Here is a 21696-nt window from a genome sequence, read left to right as displayed (position 1 = left end):
TTAAATTAGAAAAAATGGCATTAGGAAGAGAAACGCCAAGACAGCGGATGATTGGCATCCTTTATCTGGTCTTGCTTGCTTTATTGGCACTCAATGTACCAGATTCGATCTTGGATGCGTTCAAAAATATCAACAACAGTCTCGAAACATCTAAGTCAAATGTCAATACAGCTGTACAACAGCTGTTCGCTGCATTTGAAAATACCAAGTTAAAAGAAGAACCGGCACGTGCCAAGCCTATTTACGATAAAGCTAAAAAGGCACAAGCCATTATTGGCGAATTGGATAAATATATTCTATCCCTAAAAGAAGAATTTGTCAAACAGGGCGGTGGTTATGATGAAGAAAAAGGAGATCTTGTCAAACGGGAAAATGAGGACATTTCGCCCAATCTGATGATCAATGAGAAAAAAGGAACCGTCCTCAAAGACAAAATCAATGACACCCGTGCCAAGTTATTGGCATTGCTAACACCAGAAGAACAGAAAATGGTTTCCTTTTCACTGGAAGCCAAGAATCCTGAGAAATCGGTGAATGGCAAAAAATCATGGGAAGAAATTAATTTTGGCAGTGGCACGCCGCTTACAGCAGCAATGACTATTCTGACAAAAATCCAAACGGATGCACAAAATGCAGAGTCAGATATTGTTAAGATTATCTTAGGTAAAATGGATCAGGCAGTGGTCAATCTGGACAAGTTTGCAGCTGTAGCCGTGGCGCCTACCTCGTACCTCGTACAGGGACAACCCTACAAAGCCGAAGTCTTTTTAACCGCATCCGATTCCAAGTCCGAACCAGCGATCTCTGTCAATGGCTCGTCCCTACAGATTGTTGACGGTAAGGGCGTATACTCCGTACCGACAAATCGGGAGGGTATTTTTAGCTGGACCGGGGTAATTAAAGTTAAACAGACTGATGGTTCCTATAAAGAATACCGGACGCCACAGCAGACCTATCAGGTGGCACGTCCTTCGGCCGTTGTATCACCAGATAAAATGAATGTGCTGTATATCGGTGTCAATAATCCAATTTCGGTTTCAGCTCCAGGCACGCCTACAGATAAAGTACGGGTAAGCATGAGCGGTGGCAGCATATCTAGCGCAGGTGGAGGTAAATATAATGTGCGGGTAAGTTCGCCGGGCACAGCTCGCATCTCGGTATCGGCTGAAGTCGCTCCTGGTAAAACACAGACTTTGAGTTCAACCGAATTCCGTGTCAAAAGAATCCCGGATCCAATTGCCAAATTTGCAGGTAAAACCGGTGGATCTATGGCAACAGTAGCGCTGAAAGCACAAAATGCACTGTTTGCGAAACTGGATAACTTTGACTTTGATGCATCCTTCAAGGTCACCAAGTTCACGATGATCCTCGCCAAGCCACGTGCTGACGCGATTGTCCTTTCCACCTCGGGTGGACAATTAAGCTCCAGTATGTCATCAGCATTAAATGGCATTGTACCAGGCACTCGTGTTATCTTTGATAATATCGTAGCAGTTGGCCCCGATGGGACATCCAGACAGCTTAATGCAGTCGCATTGACCGCAAATTAGTAAATCACCCCTACATTTATACATTAGGCCTGTTCTTTTAGTAGAACAGGCTTTTTTTTAAATCCATGCCTACCGATAGTAGCGAATCCATCGCTTTAGACCTAAACGTACACTGTCAGAGCAACAAAGATGTTATAAATACCTCAAATTCAAGAAAAGATATTATCTTTATATTAATAGCTATTCTATCTTGCTTTAAAACAAACCTAGTTCAAGCATATTATTATGGGAAAGAAACCGAAAAACGAACTTTCAAAGTCAGTATCACGTCGTATCGATGAGATTTTGCGTTTGACAAAACTTCCTATCCAGGAGTTCGCCAGCACTTCTGGTATCAATATCCGATCTTTGCGGGGTTATCAGGCCGGCGGCATTCCCATTACACTGGAATCGATCCTAAAAATCTGCACAGCCTTATCAATCAATTTCCATGATTTCTGTGATTTTAACAAAAAGTTAAGTTTAAAGGGACAACAACCACCCATAACCTCTCCTATAAAACTGAATAAATTCAAAAAACCGTCAGATAATGCAGCGGAAGTCATCCGTCTCGCAAAGCAAGAAAAAAGTGAAAAGAATAAAGAGTATCGCGATCAAATTACCAATATCACCCGTACATCCGACTACTTTTTACGCCCAAGGACCCTGTTTCAAATGGTTGTAGATTTCTCGGTCGATTACGATATAAACACTACACCAGAAAGGCTCAAAGCGATACTACAACAATGTATAGCGAAAGGATTTATCAAGAAACATCAAACACCCTGGGACTATGGTATAGGTTATCATAGACAAAAACGTATATGGATCTATTTCAAGAATGAAAAAGACCTCTTAAAAGATCCTGAGAAAATCTTTGGTTACAATTGGATCCGCAATAGCATTCTGGCGTAGGAGGAGGTGAAATAATTTGAAACAAACACAAGAAGATATTATTGCCGATGCGTTTTCTATAGTGCGTGAATTTCACAGCAAGCATGGCAGAACCCCGATCCGCCGGGAGATGGAAAATATCAATACAATTGCACGTCGCTATTTTGGTTCCTGGAATAACTTTATTCTTGCGGCCGGATTAAAGCCCAATATAAACAGGTCCAAAGAAGAGATTACAGCTGAACTACTGGCATTGGTAAACGACTTTTATAAAATTAACGGTCGGATTCCAATGCGCAGGGAATTTTCTGCAAAATCATCCAGTATAAATAAAATTTTCGGATCCTGGAACAAGTTTATTGCAGCAGCCGGATTTGCCCCCAATGACCGCAGAATTTCTTCCATTGGGAAACTAAAAAATTCACTGGTCAAATTTTACCTTAAACATGGGCGCTCACCCAACATATCGGATTGTACCAAAAAGAATGGGCTCTATAATTCATTATCCTATTACAAACATTTTAAAGTCGACAGCTGGGCTGATGTACTGGAGTATGCCAAGTTAAAACCTCACTTTCGGGTTACAACGATGACGGAAGCTGAAGCCAAAGAGAAAGTGATCAAGCTGATCAAAAAGCACCGTATCAAATATTATAAAGACTACAAACGGTTAAAGCCCGAAAATTATCCCTCGGTTTGGTATCTGAAAGAAAAATTTGGCTGGAACAACCTATGTTATCTCGCCGGGACTAAAATACCCGTTACCAAGTTTAGCATCAAAGATTATTACCTCAGCTTAGCCAAGGAACTCGGTAGAACACCTACCACCAAAGAGCTGGAAGCCAAAATGGGCGTCACTGCCGGGGCGATGGTCTGGAAAACCGGCCAGCGCTTAAATCGCTTGATCGAATCTTTCGGCCAAAAGCCGGCTTATAGTACGCGTGAGCGCTGCAAGCTCAGCAAAAAGCAGCTTGCGGAACGCTATAAATCCAAAAGCATCGAACATGGTTATCCAAACGGAATGCCACGCAGCAAACTGATGGAGCTTACCGGTTACTCCAGGGATATATATGAACTTCGTTTTTTTTCGATGAATGGACTGCGGCTTGTCTGTGGATTCAAACTGCTCCAAAGCGGCAATAAGCGGTACACCGAAGAGGAACTGCGTAATATATTGAAGAAGCCTCGTTACGCCAAAAGAAATTAATTGAGGTGATGACCAAAAAAGAAAGAGCCATTCCCCTGTGGCAATGGCTCAAAAGATTCAATAAATTGCTGTTATTTACGCTGACAATTAACTGTCCACACTTTGTCATCTTTGGTGTAACCGATTGTTAATTTGCCTGCATCAATACGGATCACTCCGGTACCGGCCGAGCCTATATTGATCAGCACGTTATCCTTCTCCTCAAAATCAACGCCATTGAGATTAGGAATACTATTGCCGAAAGCAAAATTATAGGTATTGCCAGTTTTCGTTACGGTAATGCTTCCGTCGGCAGAAGGTACATCTTTACTATTATCCTTTAGATCGTCAAACGCAATCTTCCCTTCGTATTTGCCGATAAAAAGATTGTTGTCTGCCGGGTCATCATCTTTGCTGCATGAAATGAAGCTGATTACTGCTGTCAAGATAAGCATCCCTAGTCCCAATGTCTGAATAAATTTTCTCATCGTTAATGTGTTTTTTATTAAAAATCGATAGGTTAAATCCAAACTTTATGCCATTACCCCAGGTGCAAAATAAGATCCGTATCAATTGAAACAAAAGAAGTATAAATACACATCACCCGTACAAATACAGTACTGCATACCAAATTATTTATAGCAATACATTTGTATCAGGTCCAAGTGGAGCCGGTGGGACCGCTGCCACATTGCGTTCAATCTCCTGTGTTTCCACATGTACGGCAAATTCAGCTGTTTCGATAGGTATGCCTTTTACTGTTGCATATTCCCGTGTGAAAATGGCACCGAGATAAAGGATCGTAGCCGTACCCATACAATGCTTTCATCTCTTGTAAAGCATTGTATGGGTACTGTATCTCAACATTATATGTAGCATTTTTTGTAACCAATCGTTTAAATACCTCACAACTCTTTAACTAATTAGCTGTATGCTAAGTTAATTTTTTTATATTTGATATTAATCTTTAAATCTTTCGATTTCAAGCAGTATTATGACCGATAAACAACAGTCGAGAAAAAAATATCAGGGAGAAAAAAATAATAAAGAACGAACCATGGGGAAGTTAATTACTTCCGTTGGCAAAGTACTTGAAGAAAAAGGTTATCCTGGTCTCACCATTGCCAATATTTCAAAAGAGGCAGGTGTTGACCGCAAGCTCATTGGCTTATACTTCGGCACACTAGACAAGCTGGTTGAAACTTACATCAGGGGCAAAGACTATTGGCTTACTGCGACAACGAACGCTGTGGGATATTTTGGGAATGCACCCGAGGTAGGGTCAAGAGGTTTTTTGGAATCTTTATTATTAAATCAGTTTGACGATTTTCTTACCAATACAGAAATGCAAAAGATTTTGGCCTGGCAGATCTGCGAGGAATCTGCACTCATGTCTGAGATTTCACAGGAACGGGAAAAGATGAGTGCCCTATTCTTTGCCTTTGCAGATAAAGAACTTCAAGGCAAGGACCTCGACCTCAGGGCTGTTGTCACTATTCTGGTTGCAGGAATCTATTATATTGTTCTTCATGCTGCACATACAAAAAGTACCGTCTGTGAAATAGACATCTCCACCCCAGAGGGATTGAACAGGATCAGAGCTTCGATCAAGAACATTTTAGGGTGGGCCTATAACTCAGTCGAGGAGCCTGCCGGATAGCAATATCCCCCTTACTTTTCCGTTTAGCAGAAAATGGTATGGTATGCGCTATTCTTTTTCAGGGCTATGTTCGCTAATGAATTCGCCGGCTGAACGATCCTCCAAACGGGCTACGACCTTGAATGCACTATAGATCTGATCGACTGAATACTGATGCTCACCTAAAGTTTCAAAAAACACTTCATTCAGCGCCTTTATCATTCTTTCGATCTGATCGTAGGATTGCAGCGTTGTCATTGTAAATCTTATACCTGAATGGTTTTTGGATACAGCGGGAAATACCCCGATGTTCAACAAAAATCCGCGCTTGATCATTTTTTCCATAATACTATATGCAAGCTCGGCCCTCGATGTACCAACAAAGAATATTCCCGAATCAAAATTCGAAATTAATGGCAATAAGGTTGCTTTAAATAATGAGTTTGCGTATTTTATCCTATTTGCCAATTCGGTTTGCAGTACATATATTTCGTCTGTTAAATGGATCTTTGCAGAGGCAACCGCAGCACCTAAGGTCGCTGGCTGCAAAGGACCAGAGGAATTGAATGGCGCCCCACAGGCACGCACTCTTCTGGCGATTTCCATGTTCGGAAAAATCAAAATACCGCCGCCTGTAGCAAAGGCTTTGGCCATCGATGAGGCTATGATCATCCTATCGTGTATGGTATGATTACTAAGTATGTATCCTTTCCCGTTTTTACCCATTATACTCATACTGTGTGCATCGTCGATATAGGTATGGAATGCGGGAAAGGAATCCAACAAATCAAAGATCTCATCAGCAGGACAGCGATCACCAAACATGGAATATACCCCATCAGCAAAATACCAAACCCTTTTATACGTTTTTTGGAGTGTTTCGATGCGTTCCTTCAGTACATCTAAGCGGTTATGTCGGAGGACTTCAAAGTGAATTGGCCAATTCGCCCTAAATATATTTATACCACTTAGTACCGAATTATGCAGTTGCTGATCGACGATGATAGCATCTCCAGCGTCCAGAATCACAGGTATGGCAGACAAATGTGCGAGTGTTGTCGTAGGAGCAACAATGGTAGGAACTTCAAAAATCCTGCTCATCAGATCTTCCAGTTCTCTATATAAATCAATGGAAACGTATGCTCTCGATTCGGAAAATTGCACACCATATTTTTCTACGGCAGCTATTGCAGCACGTTTTAAACGTTCATCATGCTCCAGTCCAAGATAGCTGCAAGATGTAAAGTTCACCAACTCGGAGTCATTGATGCGGATAAGGTTGTCGGTTGTCAGATTACCTTCCTGAGTTAAATGAAGTATACCTCTTTTAACGCCTTCAGAAATGCTCTGGTCGATAGCGCTCATAAAATTATGCTGGTTCATGCTTTTGGATTTTATATTTAAGTTATCTATTAAAGTTATCGAATTTGGCCTAAATAGCAGAGCGGTTTCTCGTTATTACTGAGGCTGAATCAAGTTTTTGTAGATAATAGCAACATCAAAACATTTTACCTAGCCGGATTTATTTCAAAAAAAACGGATAACATTACTGCTATCCGTTTTTCCTTATCACAAAAAAACACTTATTTCTACAATCCGTTCAACCAACTATTCACCTCATCTTGTGTTTTTCCGGTCTTCTTCTGAAGTTTACCTACCAATTCATCCTCTTTGCCTTCTGCATACAGTAAATCATCATCCGTAAGATCGGCATACTGCTGTTTTACTTTGCCTTTAATCTCATTCCAACGGCCTTTCCAAGTTAATTCGCTCATACTATTTTCCTTTCGTTGTTTATGAATAGAACAGCCTATAACCAGAATCGTTTAAAAGAAATTGTTATAAAATGTTAAAATTATTTTAATTTTTCGATCTCTTCGATAGAGAGGCCAGAAATTTCGCTAACATCCTCTTTACTATAGCCTTTATTTAGCATCTTGCGAGCGGATTCGATAGCTTGCTTGTGTTCACCTTCTGCACGACCTTTTGCACGACCCTCTTTAAGTCCTTCTTTAAGACCTTTTTCAAGACCTTTTGCATGTCCCAAGGCTTCTCCGGATCGTAATGCTGAATTAAATACACTCTCGGCATCACGTTTGTGTTTTAGACTCGATTCGTATGACATCATATCCTCCTTCGTTAATTTACCTATCTCCCCTACTTCAAAGATAAGACCAAATATCCGCTTATCCAAAAACGAAGGCAATTTATCCATGGTACTCAAGTGTTTAAGTAAATATAGCCATTGATCCATAATTGTCACTAACTCTTCGGGCCTCTTATCAAACAAAGGTAGGGAGACCAACTTATATCCCAATTTGTCATAGAAGATCTCATTGGTTGATTTATCACATAAGGCCACATCATGATAATACGGTCTATTGGAAATCTGGTGTAATGGCACATTACCATTCTCCATCATATTAAATTCCAAGATACCAATAAAATAAACCTCAGGTAGACAATAATTATTCCCTTTACTGCCACGGGGCAGTTGTTTATTGATTAAACGTGATGTGTAGTATACCGCGCGATCTTTAAAAAACTCTTGAAACAACTGCTGCATCTCAATAATAAATATTTCGCCTTTATTACCGATACAGTGTAAGTCAAAGACCACCCTTCGCATATTTTCATAATCACCGTCATGTTCAACAGGTTTGTATCGTAGGTCAGCAATAATTTTCTCGCCTTCGAAAAGACTATTCAAAAATTCAATTAGTAGAATCTTGTTTTCCTCGCGCCCAAAGTAAAGCTTCCAGCCGAAATCAGTACTAGGGTCTACATATTTGCCAATATGCCGTTTTAATTTACCCATAATTATTAAATATTGGTTATCAAGCAAATATAAATAAAATATTATAAAAATACTAATAATATTAGTATTTGATTTTAAAGATTATCCTGTCGGTCAGGTATACATCAAGCGAAGGGCTTCTGCAGTAACAGAAGCCCTTGGTTTCACTTTCGTTTAAATACCTGATTTAAAACGCGGCTCAATAAGAAACTCGCAAGCGTTCCGATCAATGCCGTCAATGCTCCGTTAAGCAGGTCGCCTACTGAAAAAGACGCCCAGATACCGCAGAGTGTGCCACCGATTGCCGATAACCGCATATCACTAAGTTTCATCAATCGCTCCTTTCTCCGCGGGGTTTACCCTCTGCATATCTAGTGCCTGTTCCCCTAGCCGCCCCTCCTTATCTTCCGGGCCTGTTTCATCCTTCTCCCCTTCACTGATCATCTGATCATCTTCGTTGATGACCGATTCGATGATCCCCAGCCCCAGCACAAGATACCGAACGATATTTAATGCCTTCCCGGGCAGCTTTATCGGTGCTGCAAGTACTAGTCCCAGTACCTTTCCTATTTTATTGATTATCTTTTTCATCCGTATAAATTTTTATTATGTGTTAGCTGCCTTCGTTGATTTACACGTCCCGGCTCAAACTGGCATAGTTCCCTCCCGTTAGCCTATTTTCGATGGCCAGGATGACCTTGCCACTTTTTACATGGTCGATCACCATTTGATATAACTTCTGGTAAGCCTCCTGTGATTGATATACTTCATAGTCTTCGCGGTTTTTGTCTCGATGGAAGTAAGTCCCCACCAATAGGCAGCCGGCAGTATCCGCATGCGTATTGCCGATATGGATATAGATATTACTGAAAGCTGGGACATCCTGTATCTCGATCATGCCCTGATGCATATCCGGAAAACGCTTCTTATAAGTGATATTCATTCCGCCCCAATAGTTAACCCCCAGACAATAGCTCCCGGCCGGAATGCAAGTCTGTCCCTTGATTTTACGGTCACGTATCCTGTCTTCGAGGACATAACATTGAAATAGGCCATCTATATACAATTCGGACAGGGTACTATTCTTCCCCTGTCTGACCCTTTTGAGCAGCATATTCATTAACGCACCAGGATATTAGCCGAATCACTCCAGTCGCCCACCCCTTGGGTATTGATCGCGCGCACCTGCACTTCGTAGAATTTGCCTACTTCCAACGGAGCAATAATATTGCTCCTGGACGAAGTGGTCGTAAATCGATCTCCCCATTCGATCGGAATATCCGTTCGTATGCGATAGCGGTATTCGTAGATCGTCGCTATCTTTTGGGGCGCAAAGTCCAGCTTCACCTGCCCGGACTGCCGTCCATCCGAGAGCCGCACATTATCCACTTTGAGTGGCACCTGATTGGCAAAGGAGGTACTATTGGTCGGAAATCCCGAGCTCAGTAAGGTAGAGAGATGACCTTGGGCCACCGAGTTGACGTAGTATCCCAGCTGCTGCATCACCACAATAAGCGGGCTACGGCTCTCATCTTTGAGAGCGGTATCTTCGGGCGAACCACGTTTACGGGCAATAGCCAGCTTGGCCGTGAAATCATCCAGCAAGGTCTGTATATCCGCCAATGTGGGCGCCGGTGTCGGGTACTTAGCATTGCCGATCATTGCACCGATAATTGTATTGCAGCTGATGACCAGTTCATCATCTTTCATTTTTCCAAATCCGATCAGGGCTTTCATTTTTGTCGCCATATTTCTTCTATTTTATTGACCTGTAAATGCTATCTGGCATTTGACAGTGTCGGTTTAAAAATCTGTTTGTTAACGATTAAATCTTCCTCGCGAGATCATTTAATGACACAAACATAGTCTGGAAATGGGCCGAAAATGAAGTTTTGACCTAGATTGAACGTAATTGAGCCAACCTGATCGACAGTACGCCAGAAAAGAATGATTTTGTGGGGTGACTGCTCGGTTTCGCACAATATAATAGTGGTTCCCTCCCCTGGAATATTCGCGCAATCCAAGGACTGACACAAACAGACCAGTGAAAAGTTCATTTGGCCGGGCGGGGAAATGAAACAGATGGGTGACTGTTTCATATTTCCGTGTGACTGAACAGTAAATTCCCCTGACTGCTCCAAGCAGTCAGGGGAATTTCTCATTCAGACTACCAACTGCACGTTTCTGTCCTGGACAAAAAACAAACAGTCAACGGTTTGTTTCATACTTTTGGTCGGGAAGACCGCAAAGGCACAGCGCGAAGTCACAGTTCCTTCGCACCTAATCAAACCGCTGGGGCCAGAAAATTATATTTTCCCCTTGAGTCGGCTCCTTTCGAGTGCTTCGGTCAGATCTTCTTCAAAGTAGCGGTCATCCCCGGTGAGTGTCATCGGATTGAGCAACCCCTCCTGCACACGACGCTTGTAGGTCGAAACGCTGATCCCCAGGTATGCAGTCACTTCGGTATGTGTCCAAAGCTTACGTTCGCGCAGTGGCTTTTGTTCTACTTTCTTTATTTTAAGGATGAGGATCAGGGTCGCCAGCAGGCGGTATATCGCCACTAAAATTTCAGTCAATTTTTCTATACGATCTATTAATGTATGTAAGAATACACTTAGGTTCATGGTCTATGGGTTTAAGACCATCGACGCACAGGTAGGGTTATTTCCATGGACAAAGAAAAATCAGTTCTATTTCAAGGTCTGCCAAGCCCTGCGAAATAAAGGAAAATACCCACGGATGGTAAAGGTTTATAATTACCTTAAGTTACACATTTTTCTGATCTGTTAGCTTCTGTCAATGATTTGTGGGAATGAGACTGATACCATAAATATAGAATCATCATTACTTACCGTTATTGCAGCACGCTGCGGATCCAGCAACCGCAGCTGACGCGCTATTCTTTCCAGCGTCGTATTGTGACTTACCTTACCTGCCACCGCTCTCGCGGCAATGCGGTTTGATACCTGCAGCTTCATCCTATGATCCTCCGCCATGGTGATCACTATCTGTATTGGGTACTTCCTTATGGATGTCTCACCGTATTGCAATGCATTTTCGACCAGATTAAACAGGAGCATTTTGGGAATCCTATAAGCTCCGTCCGATATATTCTCCACTTGTAGCGAAATTGAATGTCCCTTTATAAATTCATACATACGTACCAATTTATCAACCATTTCCATCTCCCTCCTTAAGTCAAACCATGTATCATGATTATTCATATATACCTTGGCTATATTACCCAATATACCTACAGCGAGCAATGCATTTGCTGGTGATTTGCGGATCAATGCCCGGATGGTAGCCATACTATTTGTTATAAAATGAGGATTGAGATCTTTTGTCAGGGCAATTAATTCCCAATTTATGGATATATGTTCGATTTCGTTAAGCCGCTGCTGCGCTTCCCGATAGGCTAACCACTTATCAACACCAAACTGCCAGCTATACATAAAGAAAGCTACCAGTACGGGCGGAATGATTAAAAATATCACAGGCCAGAAATTTTCAATATTCCATTCTCCCGGTGTCCATTTCAATGCACCCGTAGACAGGCTAATCAAGATTGGAATAGAACAAAAAAACAGAAAAAGCAGCATGACGAAAGTCATCAGCAGCCAGGCATTATACTTGGACCATATAAATAGTCTGGGGAGTATCAGATGCCTAACCACTACATATATAATACTGGTCAGGCCCATGGCAGTCAATTGATCCCGCCAATCCTGAAATGCCGCAGGTATGATAAGAAAAATATAAGCCAGCGCAAAGACAATCGCAGCGCTCAGTACGATATTTTTGAGCCAGGTAAGCATAAATTGTTTTCTTGCTGGCATGACCTTACAATTTGTTGCGAATATCCATCATCTTCAATCTTCTATGGAGTTCATCAGCACGTGGTTTTGAAACAGATAGAAACTTTGGTCCGACAGTGACTCCTTCCAGGCCCACTTTCTTAACATAGTTTAAATTAATGAATACAGACTGATCGACCCGAACAAATCTCGGATCTTGGCGGAGTAGATCTTCCATGTCTATCATCCTTTTGTTGAGCACCCCCAGCAAGACAAATTGATCATTTGGCTTAAGCGCGTAAAAATGAATGTAATTATATAATTTTTCTAAATAAGCAATTTCCGCAAGTGCGACCGGGACTTTTGCATATTCCCTTTTATTTTCAGGATTCTTTCGCATTGGAGGACCATTCTTTCGTGCAAGATGCAGTTCGCTTTTTGGGTCAACAAAATCCAGAAAGATCGTCGGTTCGGTCTTGGGGGACCGATCAGCACTACTGGTGGAGGCCTTACTTTGTAAGTGCTTTAACAAGCCCAGCAATTCATCCACTTCAACGGGCTTGGACAGTAGACCATCAACATGCACTTTATAGCCCTTTAAAGCATAATTATCAGCATATCCGGTGATAAAAACAAAATGAGAACAGTAACAGCGGATTCGCTCAATCGCGTCAAATCCCGAATATTCCGGCATCTCAATATCGCAGAATATAATATAAACTTTCTCCTCCGCATTTAAAAAATACAATTCGGCATCTCTTACCGAGGTAAATTTACCATGTATCTGAAATAAGCCAAGTTCTTCCAATACAGCTGCTGTATCCTCCAGCGCACCATATAGATCATCGATTATAACAACGGGAAATTTGCTCATAATAGGTTTATGTTGATTGATCACAAAAATAGTTATAGCCGTAAAGTAAATAATTACATCGGTATAAACAAATAGTTAACCCCAAGTTATCCCTTGATTTTAACAATTTAAAGAAACAAACAAAAAAATACTTATATCATGAAACAACCCAAGTTATTCAGCTATCTCATTTGCGCAGCCCCCTTTTTTGCGATGAATGTCACACCTAATCCCATCATGCCCGGGCAGGAAATAAACAACAAAAATTACATACACCTGAAAACGGTGGAGAATCCCATTCAAGATGGACTATCTACCCGCTTATTCTTTCCCTCCTCACCCAAAGAACAGTTCACAAAACATTCGAAATAACGACAGTTGCCTTATTGAAACCTATGCTAAGACTGATTTTTGCCCTAGGCTGTGCCATACATTTCTGTATGGCATCAGCCTACAATCTGCGGATCATTTTTAAACTTCCTGATCATTTGCCAGAAATATTCGAGTTCGCTTGCCTATATCAGGACCTCGCAGGCCTGAGTGGAGGCTATACTTTCTATGGCCCCAGCGTAGGAATGCAGATACAGCTTGAATATATCCAATATCAAAAGGGTAAAGCAACTCTGCTGAGCGAACCGCGCATACAAAGTGCTACCGGAATGCTCCGGCTCAACAGTTACCTGCAATTGGGTTCATCATTTGTTGACAGCAGTCAATCGTACCTACAAGATCAGGTGCGTGCATCAATCAGCAACCTAACGGGCAGTCTGTCCGATATTGTGGCTGCCGACAGCATTTCATGTCGTTTAATAACGAAATATATACCAGCATTAGGCCAAAAACGTGAGCAGCTCCTTTCATCCCAGTACATTATTCTTTTTGAGTATATCAAAAATTAAGGTTATGAACAAGGAAGAACAGCTAAGCACCGATACGATCCTACCTATTATGTCTAGGGGACTGGGTCTGCTATTGGCCATAGACATGTGGCGGTTATGGCCAGACCTCAGTATGCTATTTGGCCAGGGTACTTTCCTTGACGAGCACAGCATCTCATGGCAGCAAAGGCCAGATACACTTTCCATCCACACCCTGATTGCCAATTTACCGGAGAACACACTAGCCAGCCTAGAATGGATCCATTTCTTTAGCTTGCTGTACATCATCTGTGGGTTAGCCTTGTTTTTTGACCACTATCGCAAAGTCGCAATGCTGGGACTCATTATATTGCATTATCTTTTTTTTATCGCCAACTATACCTGGAGCTACGGAGCAGATTATCTCGCACAGGCAGGTTTGTTTACCGGTTTCATATCCTTTTGTTTCGGAAGTCGTGGATTACGTCACCAAAGATGGGCCAGACTTGGGTCCACAGTATTTAGGTTGCAGCTTACTGTCGTGTATTTTTTTGCCGGTTTGGGTAAAGCCATTGGCCCCACTTGGTGGAATGGCGAAGCCATTTGGAAAGCTATACAGCAACCCCTGGGCCCAGCATTGTTTACTATTCCGCAATCCGCTCAGCAGTTTGCGACCATCTGGGCCGGACTAGGAATTGCCACATTGCTTTTAGAATTGGGATATGGATTGCTATGGATCAACGGCCGAGCCCGTATCTATATCAGTACCGGCATTATTTTAATGCATTTGGGTATTGCACTGACCATGGGGTTGATCCATTTTTCCTGTCTGATGATCTGGTACAACCTCTGTGCCTGGGATCATCCTCTCTTACATCGTATTGCCAAGCTAGTTATAAAACCTCTTGAGACCACCGAGCCAACGTTACAGGTGCGAACGGCGACAGCGGATCTCGATACAAGGGAAGGAGGTAATAACAACCACGTTAAATAACCAAAAGCCAATTATTTATGAAAAAAACATTCCATTTTAAGCTGCCGGAGGTTGGCACATTTTCTGATCAGGTAAAAGCCTTTTTGCCCAAGCTGGCCAATTCAGCGCTACAGCGGTATGAGGATACAGGCATTCAGCTTGTCGAAGAATACATGGACTATCATAGCGTCATTTTTTACCGGTTGCAGGCCCATGTCCGGCAGCCTATCAGGCTGTCCATTGAAACAGTCAAAACAGATTATCACCTGCTTTATAATCTCGGATCGCCTCAAGAGATTGTTATCGAGCAGCCCAAGAATGATTGCCAGGTATCGCTGCCTCCTCAATACCACAGCTATGTTTATATCCCAAAAGGCAAGCTAGAGATAAATCTAATCCCAGGGACATACCTGCTTTATGGAGTTTTGGTCGATATCGGTTTTATTCGACCAGCCATTTATAAGGAAAACCACTTTTTATCCGAATTTAGAGCAGCACACAGACGAGATAAAAAGCGACTCTACCAAAGCGCCATCTGGCCTATTAAAGAGAGAACACGATATCAGCTATCTTACATTGAAGCGTATTTATTTAAGTATCATAAAGAGAATGAGATCATTGCAATCAAAGTGGTCTATGACCTTTTTGATATCGCCATTGACAAGAATTTCGATCTGCATGAAAAGATAGATCCGGATCAATCACTGGCAAGGCTTGCTAGGAAGATAGTTATTGATCAGGCCACGCAGACTTTCAGCAGCTGCTCCATTCAGGCAATTGCCGAACAGCTGCAGGTAGACAAGAGCAAATTGAACAAAATCTATAAAGTCATCTATGGTGAAAGTCCGAAGCTGACCTGGAATAAGCATCTTATTCTAAAAGCAAAAGAGTTGCTGCTGATGGGGCACTCGGTCAAAGAAGTCAGCAATTATTGTGGGTATGGACAGCAGCAAAATTTTTCGACTTTTTTCCGTAAGCAAACGGGCGTCTGTCCGAGTGAATATAAATAAAAAGCCACTCAACCCTTCAGCATTCATTCCCGAAATTGCAACTTTTATCCCTAAGATTAAAATCCATACAACGGCCTACCTAAAAGTCAAACATCTATGGAAGATTACTGCGCTAACTTTGGTATCAGATAACAGATCAGCCAGGCTCATGTAGTTCCCGCTGGTCAATAGGAACAACTCCACGGCTGATCCAGGAGGATAATAAGGATAAGCAAAGTATAACCATATAAAAACAAAAACATGAAAACATTAGCAAAAAGAATCATCGGCACCATGAGCATTGGTGTTATGACATTAGGAATTTCGTTGAGCGCGAATGCGCAGAGTGTTAAAATTGAAAAAGACGTTAAAGGTGAAAAAGAGCCTATAATAGTGCGCGCAAATCAGGTGTGGTCTTACCATGGTAACGCATCAGACTCGCCTACAGATCCGAGTAAGTACAGTTTGGGCCCAAGTGATCAGTGCGGAGATGATAAGGAAACCATTTGCCAAATCAGTGCCCCTGCCAATCCATCAAATCCATCACAACCGGATATGACGGCACTTGTTACCCCATCTGGATCATCGACACCAACGACTATCGCACTTCGTATCAGCGCTGCACAAAGTAGCAAAGTATCGAATGAGACAGTCACAGATTTTAGACCATTTTAATGCTTTATACAATTCAAAGAAAGTAGTGCGGGAAATTTCCGCGCTACTTTTCCATGACTACTGCATACCGGTCATATTCTTAACCTCGACAGGAATATTAAAAACGTAATCGCTACTATTGGGCAAAAGTTTGAACAGTTGAGTTTTACCGTCAATGGTTACCTCACGGACAATTTCCTTCTTAAAACGTTCATCTTTATTCAAACGCCTCAAATCTGACCATCTTACTCCCCTACGGACTAACTCTTTACGCCGCTCCTGAATTATTATTTTTAATAAAGCGTATGGATTATTTTCCGTTATGGGCACAAAGAACTGCTTCTCAATACGGTGTTTGAGAAGATAATTTAGCTGTTCTAATGCGCTGGTAGTATTTCCCAATCGTGCATTACATTCAGCAGCATTTAATAATACTTCAGAAGTCGTCATGCCTACAAAAAAGAGTCCTGCACCGGTCCCCATATATTGCCCTTTAAATGTAGAGAAGCCATCTGTTCCTTTTTTATAGTTAGCACGAAGACGCAAATCATGCTCATCATATAGTTGGAGCAAATCCATGGTCAAATACGATCCTCTAGTTCCATTAAACATCGTTGACCCATTGGAGTAAGCAAAAAACAATGTCTCAGCATTCATTGCCGGATAAGGATAAGCTGCATCCACATCTATTGTATTGAGATCCATCAAAGTCTTGTAACTTGCCAATACCTTATCGGCGTAATCCTTTGCCTGCACATAATCTTCCATGGCCAGATAAACCCGCGAGAGCGCAGCATGCGCTGAGATTTTATTAGGCCTGGTCAATATGCCCAGTTCGCTCGGTAGCAATTCGGTGGCCTCTTCCAGATCTCGGATAACAGCATCATAACACTCGCTGATTGTTGAAAGCTTGGTTTTATCATTGATATCAGCGGCCAACTTGAGTGGTATTCCTGGTCCGTTATTATCGTCTTTCGGATCGAAAGGCGCAGCATATATCTGCAAGAGTGTAAAGTGCATGAATGCCCGGTGAAAAAGCGCCTGCCCTTTGATATTATGAGGATCAAGGCCTTTAAAAATTTTAATATCCAGAAGTCCATCCAATACCGTATTAGCCACAGCAATGGCTTTATAAGCGTCACGCCATAAAGCCAATTTAGTGATCGTTGCATAAGACTCTGGGTTTTGAAAAGTATACACCTGTTTATTAAAAGCATCAAGCTGACTATACCCCGAAGTCGTAAGCAAAAAATCGTCGGTACAAGCTTCCAGAAAAAATGGATAGCTTCCAAGGTTAAGTTGATTACCCGCATCAAGGAGAGCCTGCATATCTTCCAGTGTTGATGGTACTGTGGCTGTTTTATTTGTTTTATCCTCCAAAAATTTATTACAGGAAGTCATTGCTGATTGCACAGCTATGATAAGTATAAAAATGTATTTTCGCATGGTTTCACTATTAAAAATTAATATTCCCTCCGACTGAAATCACCCTTGGAGCAGGTAGGCTTAAGTAATCGGGGTCGCGATTAGCCTTATTTTTGCGCCAGATCAATCCCACGTTATTAGCTCCAATATAGAGTTGCCCGTTCATCTTGCTATCACCTAACCCAAAGTTGCATCCAAGCCTTATATTCTGAAGGCGGATTAAATCCCCACGAGCTATATTATCCTCTGAATTTTGATAAAACAGGTCGCGGTAGCTATTATTGGGATACTGCATTGAAGGAACAGTTGTAACCAACTCGTCGCCCGGTTTCTGCCATCTTTTGGCAAAGTCCGCATGTCCATCCCAAGAGTCAAACAGATTTCCATAGTTTATAGATTTATTCCTAAAATAGTGGCCAAATTTGAAAAGCAAACTAAAGTTTAGGTAAAACTTTCCATAGCCGATGGTATTATTCCATGCCCCATATATGGGTGGCAGAGCCGTACCATGATAATTCAAGTTTTGTAGTGAATCTATCGTCAGCAGCTGATAATCTTTTGACACCTCACCATCTTTATATCCTCTGGGGTCGCCATTGGCAGGATCCAATCCAGCAGATTTATAAGAGAACACAGGATACAGCGATCTGTCCAATAAAGGCGAGAGCATTTGTCCACCATCCAGATACAAACTTGTCGTTCCTATTGCCCCTCTAAACTCTGTCACCTTATTTTTGCTGTAGGAAAAATTGATGGAAGACTGCCAATAGCCTTTTCCGAATTGCCCATTTGAGGACAGCGCTAAATTAATTCCATGAGTTGTTATGGAGCCTACATTTTTTGTCAAAAGCGAATATCCTGAAGTCGGATCAAAGGGATCATCAGAAAGCAGGTCGAACGATTTCTTCCGATAATAGTCTATATTGACTATTAATTTTCCGCGATAGAGTGAAAAATCCATCCCAAAGTTTAATGTACGCACAGTTTCCCACTTTAGCCCTGGGTTTGGCGGGCTTCCGATAAGAGCATAGGGCAGATTGGTATATCTCGAATTATCCACATAGCCGATCACGGTTTTATTGAGTGCCCCAGAAGGCTGCACCCCGCCATAACCAAATGTCGACCGTAGTTTTAAGTAATCTACCCATTCCATCTGCCGCATAAACTTTTCTTTGCCGACCTGCCAAGATAACCCTGTCGACCATAATGGATTCCATTGACTATTGACATTTGTACCGAAGGAATTAGCGGCATCCTTTCTAGCAGAGAAAGAAAGTCCATATTTAACCTTGTATTCATATAATCCGTTAAAATATATAGAAACCGTTCGTGACAATGTACCCGAATAGGCATCCAACGGCGTAATAAACCCATAGCCGAGCCCACCATACAACATATATATCGTGTTGTAGTCTATGCTTTTTCGGCTGAGCACCTGGGGATTATATCCATAAGATCCCGAAGACTGCTGGTCCATATTTCTCGTGTACAGTTCCGTACCGATCAGTGCATTTACGCGATGTTCAGCTCCAAAAGTTTTGTTGAGACTCACTTGGGCCCTTCCGCGATGCGACTGCATCTCATTATTGCTGCGGCGCAATATGGCTCCGAAAGGAAAATCATACTGTTTAGCGCCATCAACAATCCATGTGTGCTTATTGATCAAATCCCGCACCTCAAAAGAATCTTCGCCCGCGAGGGATTCAGATTTACTGGAGCTATTCTCGTAGCCATAGATCAGATCCGCTTTTAAGAACGGTAGGATATCATACCGCAGGTTAAAGTTTAAGTAAACATGTCGATTCCAGGATTTATAAGTTGACTTATCCCGATCCTCCAAGGGGCTGTAAGTCCAATCCAATAATCCATCGGTATTTGCCCTTTCGAGAAAAGAGGCATTATAAAATCTCGGGATCGACAGCAAGTTACCCTGCTCATCAGCCAGTGAAGCATAAGGATATAAACTATTTTTCCCTCCGCCAGGAACCATGGGATATCGTGGCGTAGATGAGAACATCCTATCCCGTCTATTTATCAAGGAAAGCGTATTTTCTATGGAGAGTTTTTTGCCCAACTGCCAACTGTTTGTGGTCCTCAAGGTTAACCGATCATTATTAGCCCCTTTCGTATCCGCTGTTCCCCGGTCATATCCTAATGAATAGCGATTTCTATTGATAGCAGAACTTGTAGTTATATCCAAAAAGTACTGTTGGTTTACAGCTGCTTGATAAACATATTTCATGAGATCATTACGATAATCTTTTCCTACGAAGGACTTGATTCGTTCATCCATTTCGCTATCAGACAGGCTTCCAACCTTATTGGCATATAGCATATTTACTACAGGTGAAAATATAAGCGTTTGGTTATATGGGCTATTAAAAGACTCGTCATAGTACCTTTTATCAAAAAGAAAACGCTCTACTTCAATAAAGTCCTTGCTGTCAATCGTTTGATTATAGAATAGATTGGGCTTACTACTTATCATGGTAGTCGTGGTAAAATTGATTGCAGGTTTATCTGTGAGCTTTCCCTTTTTTGTGGTCACCACGATTACGCCATTGCCTGCACGAGCCCCCCAGATACTGGATGCAGCCGCATCTTTAAGTACGGTAACACTTTCGACGTCATTCGGATTGAGATCATCAAGTGTACCATCATAAGGAAAATTGTCGACAACGATCAAGGGCTGGGCTGCCATCTCAGAAAAGGTATTGATACCCCTTATATTTAGCACGGATTTTCCTGAGCGTCTGTCAAACTGCAGACCGGCTACTTTACCTTCGATGCGGTCGAGTAGTCCTTTACTCGGAATCGTATTGAGATCTCTATTGGATACAGTTCCAAAACTCCCGGTAGACTGTTCTTTCGGGATAATCTGATATCCTGTATTGACTTGCGCCTCATCCAGTCTATTTTCTATTCTATGCAACAAGACAGTTTTGTCTGCATCGTCACTACTCCATGTTATTTTTTGGGGTTCAAAGCCCACGGACGAAACTGTGACAGATCTAATAGCATTGTCGGGATAGAATTCGAATCTACCGAGGGAGTCCGTGCGATAGTTAGCAGCTGTTCCGTCCACTTTAATCGTAGCGTAAGCAATTGGTTTATGATCCTGATCAATGACCTTTCCACGGTATTTACCCTGGGCAAATACCGATGCACAACATACTATTGTGACGAATAAACTAATTAGCCTTATCATAGCGATAATAGTTTTTTAGAAAGGCATTCACATGAGTAGGGATAACCGATCTTTTGAGTGTGATGGCTGCTACCCTTTCATTAGCATCTACCCATACATAAAATGGGTATACGTCATGTGGAAACAGTTTGATCAGATAGTCATCAGCATATATTGATGTTAGATTATTAGTACGCAGCACATCATCCGGCATATGATGTATCCGTTGAAACGTATCTTTTTTACTGTATGAATTTACCAGCAGGATATTCAGTTCATCAGCAAACTGTTTCTGGATCTCCACCAAGTCCGGAAAAGCAGCGATACAAGCGCCACAAGTGGTCGACCAAAAGTCCAGAATAAAGGATTTTCCTTTGAATTGGGCCAAGTCTACAATTGCTGTATCCCCTTGGTTATAAATCTTTACTTTTCGGGCCCAGAAATCGGCAGGCAGTCTATTTCCAACGAGTACCTGCTGCACTGTATCAAGCCCATCGGCCCCGTTGTCCTTGCGGGGCGTCTGAGCCGATAAACTAAACATAGAAAACCATAGGATAGATAGTAGGGCACTATACAGTTTGATTGTCTTCGGATTGGGCAAGACCTCTCCTGCCCCAAAAATATTTCTCATTTTTTAGGTGTTTAAAGAGTGACCAAAACACATCGCTTCCCTTTCCGAGTTAAATCAGTTTTTCCAGATTCCTAAGCCTTGCTTAGGTCACTCCAGTAAATAAATAGAACTATTAATAGGTTCTCAGATGCGGTGCTTGACAATTACAGGTGATTTGATAGAGACGATACCGCATCAGTTGGAAAAATGAAAAACCGACCTATTGTATAGTAAATCTATATTTATTTTTTCTAAAATCTTTGCTTATGAATTGCAAAATCCGTACTTTTAAGCTGCTAAGAATAA

The 21696-nt window shown here is 41.9% G+C and carries 24 protein-coding genes; 9 read left to right on the top strand and 15 right to left on the bottom strand.

The window, feature by feature from the left end; translation table 11 throughout:
• Positions 1–14: 14 nt before the first annotated feature.
• The 3 genes from porM (at position 15) to AC07UV_RS08970 (ending at position 3630) form a co-directional block, all read left to right on the top strand.
• Positions 15–1550 (top strand): type IX secretion system motor protein PorM/GldM, encoded by a 1536-nt coding sequence (gene porM, locus AC07UV_RS08980; protein WP_495183437.1) that lies wholly within the window; start codon positions 15–17, stop codon positions 1548–1550.
• A gap of 225 nt (positions 1551–1775) precedes the next feature.
• Positions 1776–2444, top strand: a complete 669-nt coding sequence (locus tag AC07UV_RS08975; RefSeq protein WP_495183436.1) for a helix-turn-helix domain-containing protein — start codon at positions 1776–1778, stop codon at positions 2442–2444.
• A 16-nt stretch (positions 2445–2460) separates the two neighbouring features.
• On the top strand, positions 2461–3630 hold the full coding sequence (locus AC07UV_RS08970) for a homing endonuclease associated repeat-containing protein (protein WP_495183435.1): 1170 nt from the start codon (positions 2461–2463) through the stop codon (positions 3628–3630).
• Positions 3631–3701: 71 nt separating this feature from the next.
• Here AC07UV_RS08970 and AC07UV_RS08965 read toward each other — a convergent pair whose 3' ends face one another.
• Both AC07UV_RS08965 and AC07UV_RS08960 read right to left on the bottom strand, forming a co-directional pair.
• Positions 3702–4097 (bottom strand): hypothetical protein, encoded by a 396-nt coding sequence (locus AC07UV_RS08965; RefSeq protein ID WP_495183434.1) that lies wholly within the window; start codon positions 4095–4097, stop codon positions 3702–3704.
• Between the two features lie 148 nt (positions 4098–4245).
• On the bottom strand, positions 4246–4425 hold the full coding sequence (locus tag AC07UV_RS08960) for a hypothetical protein (protein WP_495183433.1): 180 nt from the start codon (positions 4423–4425) through the stop codon (positions 4246–4248).
• A 241-nt stretch (positions 4426–4666) separates the two neighbouring features.
• On the opposite strand from AC07UV_RS08960, the gene AC07UV_RS08955 reads away from it, so the two are divergent.
• A complete protein-coding gene (locus AC07UV_RS08955; RefSeq protein ID WP_495183432.1) occupies positions 4667–5269 on the top strand; it encodes a TetR/AcrR family transcriptional regulator in 603 nt (200 codons plus the stop codon).
• Positions 5270–5317: 48 nt separating this feature from the next.
• Here AC07UV_RS08955 and AC07UV_RS08950 read toward each other — a convergent pair whose 3' ends face one another.
• The 10 genes from AC07UV_RS08950 to AC07UV_RS08905 all read right to left on the bottom strand — a co-directional run bounded on the left by AC07UV_RS08950 (position 5318) and on the right by AC07UV_RS08905 (position 12716).
• Positions 5318–6631 carry an aminotransferase class I/II-fold pyridoxal phosphate-dependent enzyme gene (locus tag AC07UV_RS08950; protein WP_495183431.1) on the bottom strand — a complete coding sequence of 438 codons (1314 nt, stop codon included), beginning with the start codon at positions 6629–6631 and terminating at the stop codon, positions 5318–5320.
• 206 nt (positions 6632–6837) lie between these two features.
• Entirely contained in the window at positions 6838–7023 is a 186-nt protein-coding gene (locus AC07UV_RS08945) for a CsbD family protein (protein WP_046675215.1), read from the bottom strand.
• Between the two features lie 80 nt (positions 7024–7103).
• Positions 7104–8066, bottom strand: coding sequence for an Rpn family recombination-promoting nuclease/putative transposase (locus tag AC07UV_RS08940; protein WP_495183430.1), 963 nt, complete (start codon positions 8064–8066; stop codon positions 7104–7106).
• A 143-nt stretch (positions 8067–8209) separates the two neighbouring features.
• Complete coding sequence (locus AC07UV_RS08935; protein ID WP_282251104.1) at positions 8210–8377, bottom strand: hypothetical protein; 168 nt, start codon at positions 8375–8377, stop codon at positions 8210–8212.
• Positions 8367–8636, bottom strand: a complete 270-nt coding sequence (locus tag AC07UV_RS08930) for a hypothetical protein (protein WP_495183429.1) — start codon at positions 8634–8636, stop codon at positions 8367–8369. Before AC07UV_RS08930 ends, AC07UV_RS08935 begins: the two co-directional genes overlap by 11 nt.
• 40 nt (positions 8637–8676) lie before the next feature.
• The gene (locus AC07UV_RS08925) at positions 8677–9165 is read right to left on the bottom strand and encodes a DUF5675 family protein (protein ID WP_495183428.1); all 489 of its coding nucleotides are present in this window, start codon (positions 9163–9165) and stop codon (positions 8677–8679) included.
• Complete coding sequence (locus AC07UV_RS08920) at positions 9165–9794, bottom strand: fibronectin type III domain-containing protein (RefSeq protein ID WP_495183427.1); 630 nt, start codon at positions 9792–9794, stop codon at positions 9165–9167. Before AC07UV_RS08920 ends, AC07UV_RS08925 begins: the two co-directional genes overlap by 1 nt.
• A gap of 557 nt (positions 9795–10351) precedes the next feature.
• Entirely contained in the window at positions 10352–10669 is a 318-nt protein-coding gene (locus tag AC07UV_RS08915; RefSeq protein WP_495183426.1) for a hypothetical protein, read from the bottom strand.
• Positions 10670–10831: 162 nt separating this feature from the next.
• The gene (locus AC07UV_RS08910) at positions 10832–11884 is read right to left on the bottom strand and encodes a histidine kinase (protein WP_495183425.1); all 1053 of its coding nucleotides are present in this window, start codon (positions 11882–11884) and stop codon (positions 10832–10834) included.
• Positions 11885–11888: 4 nt separating this feature from the next.
• Complete coding sequence (locus AC07UV_RS08905) at positions 11889–12716, bottom strand: LytR/AlgR family response regulator transcription factor (RefSeq protein ID WP_495183424.1); 828 nt, start codon at positions 12714–12716, stop codon at positions 11889–11891.
• A 138-nt stretch (positions 12717–12854) separates the two neighbouring features.
• On the opposite strand from AC07UV_RS08905, the gene AC07UV_RS08900 reads away from it, so the two are divergent.
• The 5 genes from AC07UV_RS08900 to AC07UV_RS08880 all read left to right on the top strand — a co-directional run bounded on the left by AC07UV_RS08900 (position 12855) and on the right by AC07UV_RS08880 (position 16189).
• On the top strand, positions 12855–13067 hold the full coding sequence (locus AC07UV_RS08900) for a hypothetical protein (protein ID WP_495183423.1): 213 nt from the start codon (positions 12855–12857) through the stop codon (positions 13065–13067).
• A 23-nt stretch (positions 13068–13090) separates the two neighbouring features.
• Complete coding sequence (locus tag AC07UV_RS08895; RefSeq protein WP_495183422.1) at positions 13091–13594, top strand: hypothetical protein; 504 nt, start codon at positions 13091–13093, stop codon at positions 13592–13594.
• A 4-nt stretch (positions 13595–13598) separates the two neighbouring features.
• Positions 13599–14546 (top strand): HTTM domain-containing protein, encoded by a 948-nt coding sequence (locus tag AC07UV_RS08890; RefSeq protein ID WP_495183421.1) that lies wholly within the window; start codon positions 13599–13601, stop codon positions 14544–14546.
• 17 nt (positions 14547–14563) lie between these two features.
• Positions 14564–15535, top strand: a complete 972-nt coding sequence (locus AC07UV_RS08885; RefSeq protein ID WP_495183420.1) for a helix-turn-helix domain-containing protein — start codon at positions 14564–14566, stop codon at positions 15533–15535.
• Between the two features lie 240 nt (positions 15536–15775).
• The gene (locus AC07UV_RS08880; protein WP_495183419.1) at positions 15776–16189 is read left to right on the top strand and encodes a hypothetical protein; all 414 of its coding nucleotides are present in this window, start codon (positions 15776–15778) and stop codon (positions 16187–16189) included.
• A 57-nt stretch (positions 16190–16246) separates the two neighbouring features.
• On the opposite strand, the gene AC07UV_RS08875 is transcribed toward AC07UV_RS08880, so the two are convergent.
• Genes AC07UV_RS08875 through AC07UV_RS08865 form a run of 3 tightly spaced genes read right to left on the bottom strand, consistent with a single transcriptional unit; the run spans position 16247 to position 21411 of the window.
• The gene (locus AC07UV_RS08875; RefSeq protein WP_495183418.1) at positions 16247–17614 is read right to left on the bottom strand and encodes a RagB/SusD family nutrient uptake outer membrane protein; all 1368 of its coding nucleotides are present in this window, start codon (positions 17612–17614) and stop codon (positions 16247–16249) included.
• 10 nt (positions 17615–17624) lie between these two features.
• Positions 17625–20801 carry a SusC/RagA family TonB-linked outer membrane protein gene (locus AC07UV_RS08870; RefSeq protein ID WP_495183417.1) on the bottom strand — a complete coding sequence of 1059 codons (3177 nt, stop codon included), beginning with the start codon at positions 20799–20801 and terminating at the stop codon, positions 17625–17627.
• On the bottom strand, positions 20785–21411 hold the full coding sequence (locus tag AC07UV_RS08865; RefSeq protein WP_495183416.1) for a TlpA family protein disulfide reductase: 627 nt from the start codon (positions 21409–21411) through the stop codon (positions 20785–20787). The genes AC07UV_RS08870 and AC07UV_RS08865 overlap by 17 nt, the downstream gene beginning before the upstream one ends.
• Positions 21412–21696: the final 285 nt, after the last annotated feature.

This window comes from Sphingobacterium sp. GW821-FHT03E03, assembly GCF_059420745.1.
The sequence above is the reverse complement of the archived record's forward strand: the minus strand, read 5'-3'. Positions and strand labels throughout refer to the sequence as shown.